Genomic DNA, 12,865 nt, shown 5'->3' with positions numbered 1-12,865 from the left:
TGGCCGGCCGACCGCCCTCCCACCGGCTCGAAGGAGCAGCATGTCGATGCTCGTCCACGACGTCCTCGCCGCAGACCCACTCATCGGATTCGACCTCGCGGCACTGGGCCGCAACTTCTGGGCCCTCACCGTCGACGGCCTGACCTACGGCGCGGTCTACGCGCTCGTCGCGGTGGGCTACACGCTCGTCTACGGCGTGCTGCGTCTCATCAACTTCGCCCACTCCGAGATCTTCATGCTCGGCATGTTCGGGCAGTACGCCACGCTCCTCGCGCTCGGGTTCTACCCGAGCGGTGACGCGTTCGACAAGGGCATCCTGCTGACCGTCCTCTACCTGGGGATCGCGATGATCGGCGGCATGGTGGTCGCGGGAGGGGCCGCCGTCGGGCTCGAACGCGTGGCCTACAGACCGCTGCGCAAACGCGGGGCACCGTCGCTGGTGTTCCTCATCACCGCGATCGGCGCCTCGTTCGTGATCCAGGAGTTCGTGCACTTCGTGCTCCCGGCCCTGACGGGTGGCGAGCTGGGCGGCGTGAACGCCGAGCAGCCCATCCGGCTGGTCGAGCCCGAGGTCCAGTTCCAGATCTTCGGTGCGAACGTCACCAACGTCACGCTCATCATCATCTTCTCGGCGCTGATCCTGGCGCTCGCGACCGACATGTTCATCAACCGGACCAAGTTCGGCCGCGGCATCCGCGCGGTCGCGCAGGACCCGGTGACGGCGACGCTCATGGGCGTCTCGCGCGAGCGCATCATCATGCTGACGTTCCTGATCGGCGGCATCCTGGCCGGGGCCGCGGCCCTGCTCTACACGCTGCGTGTCCCCAACGGGATCATCTACTCGGGCGGCTTCATCCTGGGCATCAAGGCGTTCTCCGCGGCGGTCCTCGGCGGGATCGGCAACCTGCGCGGCGCGCTGCTCGGCGGTCTGCTGCTGGGCGTCATGGAGAACTACGGCCAGGTCGTGTTCGGGACCGAGTGGCGTGACGTCGTCGCGTTCGTCCTGCTGATCGTGGTCCTGATGTTCCGTCCGACCGGCATCCTCGGCGAGTCCTTGGGGAGGGCGCGAGCATGAGCACCAGCACTCCTGCAGAGAACGACGGCGCACCGGTCTCCGGACCGGCAGCACCGGCACGACCCCGCCCCGAGCTCCCGCCCGCGGGGCAGACGCCCGTCGGGCAGCGCCCCCACGGAGGAGCGGGCGACCGGCTGCGCCTGTGGTGGGACGCGCTCGCGCGCCCGGCGCAGTGGGCCTTCGGGGCCCCGTTCGTCCTGTTCATCGCGCTCCTGCCGATCCTCAACATCCCGGTCCTGACCACGGTCGGCACCAACTTCGGGGCCGTCATGGCCCAGTTCGGGATGTACGCGCTCATCGCGATCGGCCTCAACGTCGTGGTCGGCCAGGCGGGCCTGCTCGACCTCGGCTACGTCGGCTTCTACGCGATCGGGGCCTACACGCTCGCGATCCTCACGAGCCCCGACAGCCCGTGGAACGTGACCCAGCCCGAGGGCTGGCTGTCCGACGACTGGGCGTGGCTCGCGGTCCTGCCCGTGGCGGTCGCGATCACGGCCATGTCGGGCCTGGTCCTGGGGTCGCCCACGCTGCGCCTGCGCGGCGACTACCTCGCGATCGTGACGCTCGGCTTCGGTGAGATCGTGCGTCTGCTCGCGGACAACCTCGACGAGATCACGGGCGGTGGTCAGGGCCTCAAGTCGGTCGCCTACCCGCGGCTCGGCGTGACCGAGGAGCTGCCCAACGGCGTGTTCTCGGCGGGCAACGTGGGGAGCACGCTCAACTCGGGCGTGTGGTGGTTCTGGCTGTCGCTCGTCTTCATCATCATCTCGCTGCTGCTCGTGGGGAACCTCGAGCGCTCGCGCGTGGGCCGTGCCTGGGTCGCGATCCGCGAGGACGAGGACGCGGCCGAGATCATGGGCGTCCCCACGTTCAAGTTCAAGCTGTGGGCGTTCGTGATCGGGGCGTCGATCGGTGGCGTCTCGGGCGCGATCTACGCGGGGCAGGTCCAGTTCGTCATCCCGACGAACTTCAACATCATCAACTCGGTGCTGTTCCTGTGCGCCGTGGTGCTCGGTGGCCAGGGCAACAAGCTGGGCGTGATCCTCGGGGCGTTCATCATCGTGTACCTCCCGAACTTCTTCCTGGGGCGCACGTCGCTGTTCGGGATCCCGATCGACGGCAACGCGATCGCGAACTACAAGTACCTGTTCTTCGGGGTCGCGCTCATGGTGCTCATGATCTTCAGGCCGCAGGGGCTCATACCCGTCCGGCAGAAGCTGCTCACGTACGGGCGAGAGCTGTACGTCGCGGCGCGCCGCACGCTCGCCAAGATGCCCGACGGCGGACCGCAGGCCGCGTACGCGACGTCCGCTCCGGCGTCGGGCACGGTGGGCACGGTGGGTACGCCCGGCAGCAGCAGCGGGCCCACCCCCACGGGGCACGGGCCCGACGGGCCCGGCGAGAACGGTGCCACCGGGAACGACACGACCGACGGGGGGAACCGATGAGCAACGAACCCGGAGGCATGGGGGCCGGCGGCGACGTCGGCGACGCGCACCTGTCGCTGTCCGCCGACGCGGGCGAGCCCATGGCCGAGAAGTACCTGCCCGGCGCGGGGCTCGACGAGCCCGTGCTGGTCGACGTGACCGAGGTGCGCCCCGAGCTCGCCGACGCCGCGCTGGTCGACGAGATCGTCGCGGCCGACCGCGAGGTCCTGGCCGAGGTGGGCGAGCCGCTGCTCAAGATGGAGGACGTGTCGGTCGTGTTCGGCGGCCTCACGGCCCTGGACAGCGTCACGTTCGACATCCGGCGCGGGGAGATCCTGGGGCTGATCGGGCCCAACGGCGCCGGGAAGACCACGGCGTTCAACGCCATGACGGGCGTCTACCGGCCCACCAGGGGCCAGGTCCGGTTCGACGGGCAGGTCCTGGGCAAGGCCAAGCGCAACCAGATCACGCGCCTGGGCATCGCCCGGACCTTCCAGAACATCCGGCTCTTCAACGAGATGACGGCCCTGGAGAACGTGGTCGTGGGGACCGACGCCCGGCACCGGACCTCGGTGCCGGGGGCGCTGCTGCGCACCCGACGGCACCGGCAGGAGGAGCGCGACGCGATCGACCGGTCGATGGCGATCCTCGAGTTCGTCGGGGTCGGGGCGCGCGCCACGGAGAAGGCGCGCAACCTGTCCTACGGCGAGCAGCGACGCCTGGAGATCGCCCGCGCGCTGGCGACCGAACCCAAGCTGCTGTGCCTCGACGAGCCCGCGGCAGGCTTCAACCCGGCGGAGAAGGAGGCCCTCATGGACCTCATCCGTCACATCCGCGACGACGGGTACACGGTCCTGCTCATCGAGCACGACATGCGGCTCGTGCGGGGCGTGACCGACCGGATCGTGGTGCTCGAGTTCGGCAAGGTCATCGCCGACGGTTCGCCCGAGGACGTCACGTCCGACCCCAAGGTCATCGCCGCCTACCTGGGCGTCCCTGACGAGGAGCTGGCTGAGGGAGACGCAGATGCCCCTGCTTGAGATCACGGACATGACGGTCGCCTACGGGCGGATCGAGGCCGTGCGCGGCGTGTCGATCACGGTCGAGGAGGGCGAGCTCGTGACCCTCATCGGGGCCAACGGCGCCGGGAAGACCACGACCATGCGCGCGGTCTCGGGGATCCGGCCGCTGTCGCGCGGGAAGATCGTGTTCGACGGCAAGGACATCACCCGGATGAAACCGCACCTGCGGGTGCTCGAGGGGATCGTGCAGGCCCCCGAGGGGCGCGGGATCTTCCCCGGCATGACGGTCCTGGAGAACCTCGAGATGGGGGCCTACGGGCGCACGTTCGAGAACAAGGCCGTGCACGACGAGACGCTCGCGCGGGTCTTCGAGCTGTTCCCGCGCCTCGAGGACCGCACGTCGCAGGTGGGCGGGACCATGTCGGGGGGCGAGCAGCAGATGCTCGCGATCGGGCGCGCGCTCATGGCCCGGCCGCGGCTCATGCTGCTCGACGAGCCGTCGATGGGGCTGGCGCCCATGGTCATCCAGCAGATCTTCCGGATCGTCTCGGAGATCAACGCGCAGGGCACCACGGTGCTGCTCGTCGAGCAGAACGCGCGGCAGGCGCTCTCGCGCTCGCACCGTGCGTACGTGCTCGAGACGGGTGAGGTCGTGCGTTCCGGGGGCGGGCGGGAGCTCCTCGCGGACCCGAGCATCAAGGAGGCGTACCTCGGCGTCGCGTGAGCACGGGGCTCGACCCTGTGCACACTGTCCCCAGGTCTGTGGATAACTTTGTGGACAGCCGTGGGGACAACGTGTGGAACACGCTGTGGACGGCCTGTGGACGACGGATTACGGACGGCAGACGGCGGGTGGTCGGTGCGGTGAGCGCCGGCCGCCCGCCGGCGGCCGCGGAGGGGGCCGGTCGCGCCTACGCCTACGCCCCGAGCCTCTCCTTGGCGGCGAGGACCCGCAGCACCGCGGCGTCGACCTTGGCGGCGAAGCCCGGGTCGCTCTGCGCGCGCTGGACGAGCGCGGTCGCCATCTCGGGGATCACGCCCGGGTCGGCCGACGCGAGGACCATGTCGCCGCCTGCGGCGACGGTCAGGACGGCCCGGTCGCCCGGCGACCAGGCCTGGACCTGCTCGGCCTTGGACACGTCGTCGGTGATGACGACGCCCTGGAACCCCAGGTCGCCCCGCAGCAGCCCGTCGACGACGACGGGCGAGAACGCTGCGGGCGCGCTCGGTTCGATCTGGTCGTAGATCGCGGTCGACATCATGACGAACGCGGCCCCGGCGTCGATCCCCGACCGGAAGGCCTGGACCGACGGGTCGTCGCGCGTGGTCACCGTGTCGGTCACGCCCGCGTCGTCGTCGGTGTTGCCGGCCACGCGTCCGAGGCCGGGGAAGTGCTTGATCGCGACGTCGACGCCGTTCGCCTCCATGCCCGCGCTGAACGCGTTCGCGTGCGAGGACACGGTGTCCACCCCGAACCCGTAGTTCCTGCCGAAGTACCCGATCGGGGCGTTGGACCGCGCGGTCTCGGGACTCGTGACGACGTCCATGACGGGCGCGAGGTTGAGGTCGACCCCTGCGGCGGCGAGCTCCGCGCCCCACGTGGTCGCCTGTGCCTGCAGGTCGGCGGGCGCGAGCGTGGACTGGTCCATGGCGCTCGGGATGTCGGAGAAGCCCGGGCCGCGCAGGACCTGGACCTTGCCGCCCTCCTGGTCGGTCGAGACGAACAGGGGCGTCCCGTGCGTGGTCTCGTCCGAGACGAGGGCCGTGAACGAGTCGACGAGGTTCTTGACCGGCCCGGCCCCGGCCTGCGTGCGGCCCGCGAGGAACAGGTTGCCCACGTGGTGCGTGCTGATCGCGTCGTAGCTCGCCTGGTCGACCTTCCCGACGTTGACCCCGACCATCAGGAGCTGGCCGACCTTCTGCTCGAGGCTCCACCCGGCGAGCGGGTCGGCGGACGCGTCGGGGGGCTCGGTGGTCTCGCTGGGGGCGGGCGTCGCGGTCGGGGTGGGAGGGGCACCGCTGCCCGACGGCGGAGCGCTCGTCGGGGCGTTCGTCGCGCCGCCGGGGGAGCAGGCAGCGAGCAGGAGGGCGGTGACGAGAAGGGCGGCGCTCGTGGCGCCTCGACGGGACGACCTCATGCTTCGACCATAGGCCGGTTCCCGGGAACCCCCGGGCACGCCGTGACGCCCGCGGGTGTTCCGCGCGTCACGTCGCGAGGTGCCGGCCCACGGGGTCCGGGGCTGCGATCGGCCGGCCCACGGTCAGGGCGTCGCGCAGGGCGGGGTCGAGGTCCTGGAACACGGCGTCGGCCTGTGTCCCGGTCGAGTCGAGCACCGAGCTGAAGAAGCAGCGTGCCGAAGCGGCCAGGATCACGTCGAGGATCTCCCCGTCGTCGAGGCCCAGGTCCCGCAGCTCGGTGAGGTCGGACTCGGTCATGTCGGCGGCGCCTGCCGCGACCTTGTCCGCGAGGTCCATGACCGCGCGGTCGATGGGTGAGAGCTGGACGGTGTCGTGCCCCTCGGCGGCCTCGCGGACCGCCTCGGCGCCGACGTGGTGCTCGGCGAGGATCGATCCGTGGGCGAGCGCGCAGTACGTCGAGCGGAGCCGCAGGGCCGCGGCGAGCGTCGCGAGCTCGTAGCGCCGGGAGGACATGGACGCCTTGATCGCGCCGTTGAGCCCGATCCACGCGTCGAGGACCGCGGGCCGGTTGGCCAGCAGCCTCGTCAGGTTGGCGACGTAGCCGCGCGTCGCCCGGTCCTTCTCGAACGCGGCCGCGACGGCGCCGCCGGGCTCGTCCTCGGCGGCCTCTCGGATCCAGCTCATGGCGGACCTCCCTCCCGGGCGGCCGCGTGCTCACGGTCGGAGCACGGTCCCGGGTCGCCCCTCCAGGCTCGCACGGTGCGGTCGGAGCGGGAAGAGGGGGGCCGCGCCCTGGCGGGTCGCGGCCCACCGATCCCGTGGCGAGCGGCGCCCCACCTCGGACGGTCCGGTCAGCCGGTGACGTGCGCCGCGGGCTCGTAGGCCGCGAGGAAGGCCTCGAGCTGCGACGTGATCCCCGTCAGGGAGTAGCCCGTGCGCAGCTCGACCTGCGCGAGCTGACCTGAGGCGACCGCGGGCAGAGCGGTGAAGGTCGGTGTCTCGAGCTGGGGAGCGTCGGCCCACGTCGAGGGCACGAGGATCAGGTCGGCCGGGTAGGTGCCGGGCTCCTCCCAGCTCGCCGAGGCCCAGAACCCGTCCTCGCTGTCGAGCTCGGCGAACGTCACGCCCAGGTCGACGAGCGTGCTGCCGAGCGGCGTCCACGTCGGGACCGCGTAGTCGACGCTCGTCTCGAGCGGGATCGCGTAGGCGACCGCGACGTCGGTCTTGGTGGCCGCGACGGCCTGGACCTTCTCGCTCAGCTCGGCGAGCTCGGCGCTCTCCTTGGCGTAGACGGGCGAGGTCTCGGAGCCGCCGAGGCTGAGGGCGACCTCCTGGAAGTCGGCCAGGGTCGTGGCCGCGCCGTCGGTGATGTTGACCCCGACCATCGGCACGACGCCCTCGACGCGCTCGATGTCGTCGCCCCAGATGCTGCCGAAGTTCCCCCCGTTGTAGGAGCTCCAGATGTCCAGGACCAGGTCGGCGTCGGCCGCGAGGACCTTCTCGAGGCTGATGTCGGTGTCGGTCTCGGAGATGTGCTCGATCCCCTCGAGGTCGAACGCCGCGAGGTCCTCCTCGGACAGGCGGGAGAAGCCGATGATCCCCACCGGACGGATCCCGTACTCGAGGAGCACGGGGGCGGTGTCGGCCGTGGCGATGATGCGGTCGGGGACCTCGTCGAGGCTCACGGTCTTACCGCGGGCGTCGGTGTACGACCACGCTGCGGTCTCGCCCGCCGCGTCGGCGGTGGGGGAGCTGCTGCCCGCGTCGGATCCCGTCGAGCACGCGGTCAGGAGCAGCGCGGCGCCCACGGCGGCGGCCCAGGTGCCCGTCGTGCGACGGCGCCGCAGAGCGGGTCGGGGGGAGGAGGTCGGGGGAGCTGTGACGGTCACGGGACTTCGCTTTCGGGGGAGCACGCGGGTTCAGCACGGGGTGACCCACGGGGCGGAACTCCTCGGGGACGGGACGCCCGCTGCGAGGAGGTTTGGTAAGGCTTACCTATGTGTCGTCACTCTAGGTACTGCGATCGCGGCGCACAATCACGCGATCTGGTCGTGCGATGTCGCGATCCGGTCAACTCCCAGGTCAGGCGCTCGCGGCGTCGGCGCGAGCCGGGTCGTGTCACCCATCCTGCCCGGGGACCCGCCGTCGCCGTCCTCTCGCGAGGTGTCGTGCGGCGACCGTGCAGCGTCCCGGAAGGCCCCGGGGGTCAGGCCCGTCTCGCGGCGGAAGACCGCCACGAACGCGCTGGTCGAGGTGTACCCGACGGCGTCGGCCACGTCGCTCACACGGGCTCCCTCGGAGAGCCGGGCCATCGCGACGTTCATGCGCAGGTGCAGCCGCCACCGGCCGAACGGCTGGCCCGAGGCGCTGCGGAAGACCCGGCCCAGCGTGCTGGGGCTCAGCCCCACGTGCCGCGCCCACTGCGCGAGCGTCCGCTCGTCCCCCGGGTCGTCGAGCAGCTCGTGGACGATCCGGGCGACGGGTTCGACGGTCGGGACCGTGATGCGGGTCGACGGCGTCACGGGCTCGAGCAGGTGGATCACGACCTGCTCGGCGTGATGGCGCGCCTCGTCGGGCATGTCCTGCGAGGTCAGGTACAGCACGAGCTCGGTGAGCAGCGGGGTGACCGCGACCGTGACGGGATCGGGGCCCAGGTCGCGCGAGCGGTCGGGGGCGAGGTAGACCGTGAGGAACCGGCTGTCCGACCCGGCGCGGACGGCGTGCGGGAGTCCCGCGGGGATCCACAGGCCGTGCTGCGGCGGCAGCGCCCAGACGTCGTCGCCGGCCCTGACCGTCAGGAGCCCCGACAGCGCGACGAGCACCTCGTGCGTGCGGTGCGCGTGCTCGAGCCACACCACGGGCTGGTGCGTCCGCGACGGCCCCCCGGCCAGGACGAAGTCCAGGTCCCCCGAGGGGTCCTCGGGCAGCACGACGAGCGCCTCCTGCGAGGGGCTGCCCCACGGGAGCCAGTTCTCGACGGGCACAGGACGGTCCACGCGTCGTCGCTACCGGTGGTAGTACGCGGTGAGGTGCCCGCCGATCCGGTGCACCGAGCAGGGGGTGTCGAAGATCCGGGTCAGGACGTCGTCCTGCATGATCTCGTCGACCGTCCCGGCCGCGGCGATCTGCCCGTCGCGCAGCGCCACGATGCGGTCCGAGTACGCGGCCGCGAAGTTGATGTCGTGGATGATGAGCACGATCGTCTTGCCGAGCTCGTCCGCGGCCCGGCGGAGCTGGCGCATCATGAGCACCGAGTGCTTCATGTCGAGGTTGTTGAGCGGCTCGTCGAGCAGGACGTAGTCCGTGTCCTGCGCGAGGACCATCGCGACGTACGCGCGCTGCTTCTGCCCGCCCGACAGCTCGTCGAGGAACCGGCCCTGGAGGTCCTCCAGGTTGAGGAACGCGATGGCCTCGTCGATCCTGACGTGGTCCTCGGGGCACAACCGCCCCTTCGAGTACGGGAAGCGCCCGAACCCGACCAGGTCGCGGACCGTGAGGCGCGCCGTGAAGTGGTTCTCCTGGCGCAGGATCGACAGCTTCTTCGCGAGGACGTCCGACTTCGTGGCGTGCACGTCGAGCCCGCCGACCGAGATCTCTCCCGACGACGGCTGGAGCAGCCGCCCGATGATCGTCAGGAGCGTCGACTTGCCCGCGCCGTTCGGGCCCACGAGCGACGTGATGCCGCCCTCGGCGATGGTGCCGGAGACAGGACCCAGGACGCGCTGGTCGAGGTAGTCCTTGGTGACGTTGGCGAACTCGATCACAGAGCGCCCCTTCGCAGGAGGAGGAACAGGAAGACGATGCCGCCGACGAACTCGATGATGACGGTCAGCAGGCCCGCGGCGTAGAAGACGTGCTGCAGGACGAACTGGCCGACCACGAGCGTCGCGAGCCCCAGCAGGAACGCCATGGGCAGCACGAACTGGTGCTTGTGGCTGCCCGTGAGCCGGTAGGCGAGCGTCGCCACGACGAAGCCGAAGAACGTCATGGGCCCCACGAGCGCCGTGGACATCGAGATGAGCAGCGCCACGAGCATGAGCATGATCGTCAGCTCGCGCTTGTGGTCGATCCCCAGGTTCGTCGCGGTGTCGCGGCCCAGCGTGAGCGCGTCGAGGCGGTACCGCCGACGCCACACCACGACCCCGACGGCCACGCACACGAGCGCGGCGAACGGCAGGTAGTCCGCGTCGACGTTGCTCATCCGGCCGAAGAGGCGCGTCGAGAGCAGGTCGTAGTCGGTCGGGGACAGGAGGCGCTGGAGGAACGTCGAGACGCTGCTGAACGCCATGCCGAAGACCACGCCCACGAGCAGCAGCACATACAGGTTGCCGAAGCGCCCCGAGAACAACCACCGGTAGAGCAGCGTCGCGAACGCGACCATGAGCAGCGTCTGGGCGACGACCTTGGGCAGGCCCTCGGTCCGGGCCAGGACCTCGCCGCCGAACACGACGACCATGAGGGTCTGCATGAGCGTGTAGAGCGAGTCGAAGCCCATGATCGACGGCGTCAGGATGCGGTTGTTCGTGACCGTGTGGAACAGGACCGTCGCGACGCCCTGCGTGAACGCGGCGATCACCATCGCGCCGAGCATCGTGGCCCGGCGCTCGATCACGAACTCGAACCCGCCACGGATGAACAGCAGCAGGAAGCACGCGCTCGCGACCACGACCACTGCCGAGACCAGGGCGAGGCGCGCACCCGGGGTGAGCGTCCGTCGTCGGGCACGGGACACACGTCCTGACGACGCCGCCTCGCCCGGCGTGCCCGGGACGGCGCTCGCGGTGGTCGTCGTGGTGGGCGCGGGGGCGGCCGGCGGAGGGCTAGTACGTGACATGACGACGCTGCCTGAGGACGAGGACGATGAAGCCCACGGCGCCCACGGTGCCGAGCACCACCGAGACCGGGAGCTCCAGAGGGGCGATGACGACGCGACCGATCAGGTCGCAGACCAGGATGAGGGCGACCGACACGAGCGCGACCCACGGGAGGTTCCTGCGCACGTCGTCGCCACGGACCATCGAGACCATGTTCGGGACGATCAGGCCCAGGAACGGCAGGAAGCCGACGACGACGCTCGTGACGCCCGTCGCGACCGCGACCACGAGCGTCCCGAGGAGGACGACGCGCTCGTAGCGCAGGCCCACGTTGGTCGCGAGGTCGCGCCCCAGGCCCGCGACCGTGAGCCGGTCGGCCAGGAAGAACGTCGCGACCGTCGTGCCCGCCACGATCCACAACGGCTCGTACGCGCCGCGCACGATGCTGCTGAACCCGCCCGAGCGCCACGTGTCCATGGCCTGGAGCAGGTCGAACGTCGCCGCCAGGTAGACCGTCACGGCGCTCACGACCGCGCCCAGCATGATGCCGATCAGCGGGACCACGATCGACGACTGGAGCGAGACCCGCCGCACGATCGCCATGAACGCGAGCGTGCCCACGAACGCGAAGAGCGTCGCGACGCCCATGCGCAGCATCATCGAGGCGCCCGGAACGGCGACGAGCATCACGAGGATGCCGAGTCCGGCCCACTGGCTCGTGCCGATCGTCGTGGGCTCGACGAACCGGTTCTGCGTGAGGACCTGCATGATGACGCCCGAGACGCTCATCGCGACGCCAGCGAAGACGAGCGCGAGCGTCCGCGGGACGCGCGAGATGAGGAACATGTTCCAGGCGTCGGCCGTGAACAGGTTGGCGAACGTGATGTCGTACCCGCCGACCATGAGCGAGGCGACGAGCAGGACGGCCACGACGAGGACGAGCGCAGGCAGGGCCAGGCGGCGGGGCGCGCTCCCGCGGACGTCAGGGCGTGACCCGACGGCGGAGCGCGGCGCCTCGTGCGTCGCGCCTTCCGGCCTGCCGAGAGGGCGTGCCGGGGTGGCCGACGGTCGGTCGGACTCGGCGGGGGTGCTGGGGATGAGGTTCATGGGACGTGCCGCCGGGGCGACCGCGACAGGTCGCGGCCGCCCCGGGCGGGGAGTCGTTCGATCAGGCCGAGAAGGCCGTGGAGATCTGGTCGAACACCTTGGTGTACGCGTGGATGCCCTCGGTGATGTAGAAGTTCGGCTCGAGGTAGATGACCTGGTCGTTCGTCGCGAACGTGGTCTGGGCCCAGGCGGCCTGCGACGCGAAGATCTCCTGAGCGGGCGTGAACTCCTCGTCCGAGGTCGCCGCGTCGCGGTCGAACACGATGACCCAGTCGGGGTTCGCCTGGGCGACCGTCTCCGGGGCCAGGCCCTGGTCCGTGTGGTGCGCGGTCTCGTCGAGCTCGCCCGACTCGACGGCGAACACGTCGGTCAGGTCGAGGGGCTCGAGGATGCGGCTGAGTCGCCCGGCCGCGTTGTCGACCCGGCCGACCGAGGTCGAGGCGAGGAACACGGACTCGCCGTTGGTGCTCTCAGCAGCCGCGGCAGCGGACTTCTCGAGGTCGGCGACCAGCTTCTCGGCCTCCTCCTCCTTGTCGAAGATCTTGCCGAGCGTCAAGGTCTGGGCCTTGAGGCCCTCGACGTAGCCGCCCTCGGGCTCGTCGCCGGGCGCGATGTCGATCGTCGTCGCGATCTTGCTCAGGTCCTCGGTGTAGTCCGCGAAGCGGTACCCGCCGATGATGAGGTCCGGAGCGGCCTCGCTCACGGCCTCGAGGTCGGGCTCGCGGTGGCTGCCGGCGTCCAGGATCTCGGCGTCGTCGGCCCAGGCCTCGAAGCCCGTCGAGGGCAGCAGCGGCTTGGGGGCGACGACGGGCTCGATGCCGAAGGCCAGGAGGGTCTCGAACGCGGTGCTGTCGAGGGCCGCGACGCGCACGGGCTCGACGGGGACCTCGACGTCGCCGTTGTTGGTCGCGACCGTGATCGTGGAGGCGGCGGGCGCCTCCTCGGCCTCGGGGGTGGACGAGCAGCCGGTGAGCGCGAGCGCTGCGGCGATGCCTGCGCCCGTGAGGGCGGTCCACCTGCGGGGGCTGGTCGTGAGCTTCACAGCGATTCTCCTGAGGGTGTCGGTCGGCCGTCACGGGTGCGCACGGTCGACGGCGCGTCGGAAGATCACTTCCGCCGCGCCGAATGTCAGGTTAGCCTAACCTGAGTTACGAGAAAAGAGGCACATCCGTCTCAGAGGGTGGGTCGTGGGGGGGCGGGGGGGGGGGCGCGGGGGGGGGCCCGGGCCCCCCGCGGCCCCCCCCCCCCCCCCCCCCCCCCCCCCCCCCCCGCCCCCCCCCC

General features: G+C 71.0%; 12 protein-coding genes. 4 read left to right on the top strand and 8 right to left on the bottom strand.

Going from position 1 to position 12,865, the window contains the following annotated elements; all coding sequences use genetic code 11:
• The first annotated feature begins 40 nt into the window (after nucleotides 1–40).
• From ACFWFR_RS11675 to ACFWFR_RS11660, 4 genes are read left to right on the top strand one after another with little or no spacing between them, the layout of a single operon-like run.
• The gene (locus tag ACFWFR_RS11675; RefSeq protein WP_191803791.1) at nucleotides 41–1,075 is read left to right on the top strand and encodes a branched-chain amino acid ABC transporter permease; all 1,035 of its coding nucleotides are present in this window, start codon (nucleotides 41–43) and stop codon (nucleotides 1,073–1,075) included.
• Nucleotides 1,072–2,523 carry a branched-chain amino acid ABC transporter permease gene (locus ACFWFR_RS11670; protein WP_377623076.1) on the top strand — a complete coding sequence of 484 codons (1,452 nt, stop codon included), beginning with the start codon at nucleotides 1,072–1,074 and terminating at the stop codon, nucleotides 2,521–2,523. Before ACFWFR_RS11675 ends, ACFWFR_RS11670 begins: the two co-directional genes overlap by 4 nt.
• The gene (locus tag ACFWFR_RS11665; protein WP_225220318.1) at nucleotides 2,520–3,542 is read left to right on the top strand and encodes an ABC transporter ATP-binding protein; all 1,023 of its coding nucleotides are present in this window, start codon (nucleotides 2,520–2,522) and stop codon (nucleotides 3,540–3,542) included. The genes ACFWFR_RS11670 and ACFWFR_RS11665 overlap by 4 nt, the downstream gene beginning before the upstream one ends.
• A complete protein-coding gene (locus ACFWFR_RS11660) occupies nucleotides 3,529–4,248 on the top strand; it encodes an ABC transporter ATP-binding protein (protein WP_056653240.1) in 720 nt (239 codons plus the stop codon). The genes ACFWFR_RS11665 and ACFWFR_RS11660 overlap by 14 nt, the downstream gene beginning before the upstream one ends.
• Nucleotides 4,249–4,441: 193 nt before the next feature.
• On the opposite strand, the gene ACFWFR_RS11655 is transcribed toward ACFWFR_RS11660, so the two are convergent.
• From ACFWFR_RS11655 to ACFWFR_RS11620, 8 genes are all read right to left on the bottom strand, one after another.
• A complete protein-coding gene (locus ACFWFR_RS11655; protein WP_377623075.1) occupies nucleotides 4,442–5,662 on the bottom strand; it encodes a glycoside hydrolase family 3 N-terminal domain-containing protein in 1,221 nt (406 codons plus the stop codon).
• A gap of 67 nt (nucleotides 5,663–5,729) precedes the next feature.
• Nucleotides 5,730–6,347 (bottom strand): peroxidase, encoded by a 618-nt coding sequence (locus ACFWFR_RS11650; protein ID WP_377623074.1) that lies wholly within the window; start codon nucleotides 6,345–6,347, stop codon nucleotides 5,730–5,732.
• A gap of 167 nt (nucleotides 6,348–6,514) precedes the next feature.
• Entirely contained in the window at nucleotides 6,515–7,552 is a 1,038-nt protein-coding gene (locus ACFWFR_RS11645; RefSeq protein WP_225220319.1) for a hypothetical protein, read from the bottom strand.
• A 147-nt stretch (nucleotides 7,553–7,699) separates the two neighbouring features.
• Nucleotides 7,700–8,659: an AraC family transcriptional regulator gene (locus ACFWFR_RS11640; protein ID WP_377623073.1), complete on the bottom strand. Its 960-nt coding sequence runs from the start codon at nucleotides 8,657–8,659 to the stop codon at nucleotides 7,700–7,702.
• A gap of 9 nt (nucleotides 8,660–8,668) precedes the next feature.
• Entirely contained in the window at nucleotides 8,669–9,427 is a 759-nt protein-coding gene (locus tag ACFWFR_RS11635; protein WP_377623072.1) for an ABC transporter ATP-binding protein, read from the bottom strand.
• Nucleotides 9,424–10,497, bottom strand: coding sequence for an iron chelate uptake ABC transporter family permease subunit (locus ACFWFR_RS11630; protein WP_377623071.1), 1,074 nt, complete (start codon nucleotides 10,495–10,497; stop codon nucleotides 9,424–9,426). The genes ACFWFR_RS11635 and ACFWFR_RS11630 overlap by 4 nt, the downstream gene beginning before the upstream one ends.
• Entirely contained in the window at nucleotides 10,484–11,584 is a 1,101-nt protein-coding gene (locus ACFWFR_RS11625) for an ABC transporter permease (protein ID WP_377623070.1), read from the bottom strand. The genes ACFWFR_RS11630 and ACFWFR_RS11625 overlap by 14 nt, the downstream gene beginning before the upstream one ends.
• Nucleotides 11,585–11,645: 61 nt before the next feature.
• Nucleotides 11,646–12,626, bottom strand: coding sequence for an ABC transporter substrate-binding protein (locus tag ACFWFR_RS11620; protein WP_377623069.1), 981 nt, complete (start codon nucleotides 12,624–12,626; stop codon nucleotides 11,646–11,648).
• Between the last annotated feature and the right edge of the window lie 239 nt (nucleotides 12,627–12,865).

This window comes from Oerskovia sp. NPDC060287 (assembly GCF_042726775.1).
GTDB lineage: Bacteria > Actinomycetota > Actinomycetes > Actinomycetales > Cellulomonadaceae > Oerskovia > Oerskovia merdavium.
The sequence above is the reverse complement of the archived record's forward strand: the minus strand, read 5'-3'. Positions and strand labels throughout refer to the sequence as shown.

Excerpts from the sequence above, each read along its gene's own strand:
- ACFWFR_RS11675 (WP_191803791.1), top strand. The coding sequence starts at position 41 with ATGTCGATGCTCGTCCACGACGTCCTCGCCGCAGACCCACTCATCGGA.
- ACFWFR_RS11670 (WP_377623076.1), top strand. The coding sequence starts at position 1,072 with ATGAGCACCAGCACTCCTGCAGAGAACGACGGCGCACCGGTCTCCGGA.
- ACFWFR_RS11665 (WP_225220318.1), top strand. The coding sequence starts at position 2,520 with ATGAGCAACGAACCCGGAGGCATGGGGGCCGGCGGCGACGTCGGCGAC.
- ACFWFR_RS11660 (WP_056653240.1), top strand. The coding sequence starts at position 3,529 with ATGCCCCTGCTTGAGATCACGGACATGACGGTCGCCTACGGGCGGATC.
- ACFWFR_RS11655 (WP_377623075.1), bottom strand. The coding sequence starts at position 5,662 with ATGAGGTCGTCCCGTCGAGGCGCCACGAGCGCCGCCCTTCTCGTCACC.
- ACFWFR_RS11650 (WP_377623074.1), bottom strand. The coding sequence starts at position 6,347 with ATGAGCTGGATCCGAGAGGCCGCCGAGGACGAGCCCGGCGGCGCCGTC.
- ACFWFR_RS11630 (WP_377623071.1), bottom strand. The coding sequence starts at position 10,497 with ATGTCACGTACTAGCCCTCCGCCGGCCGCCCCCGCGCCCACCACGACG.
- ACFWFR_RS11625 (WP_377623070.1), bottom strand. The coding sequence starts at position 11,584 with ATGAACCTCATCCCCAGCACCCCCGCCGAGTCCGACCGACCGTCGGCC.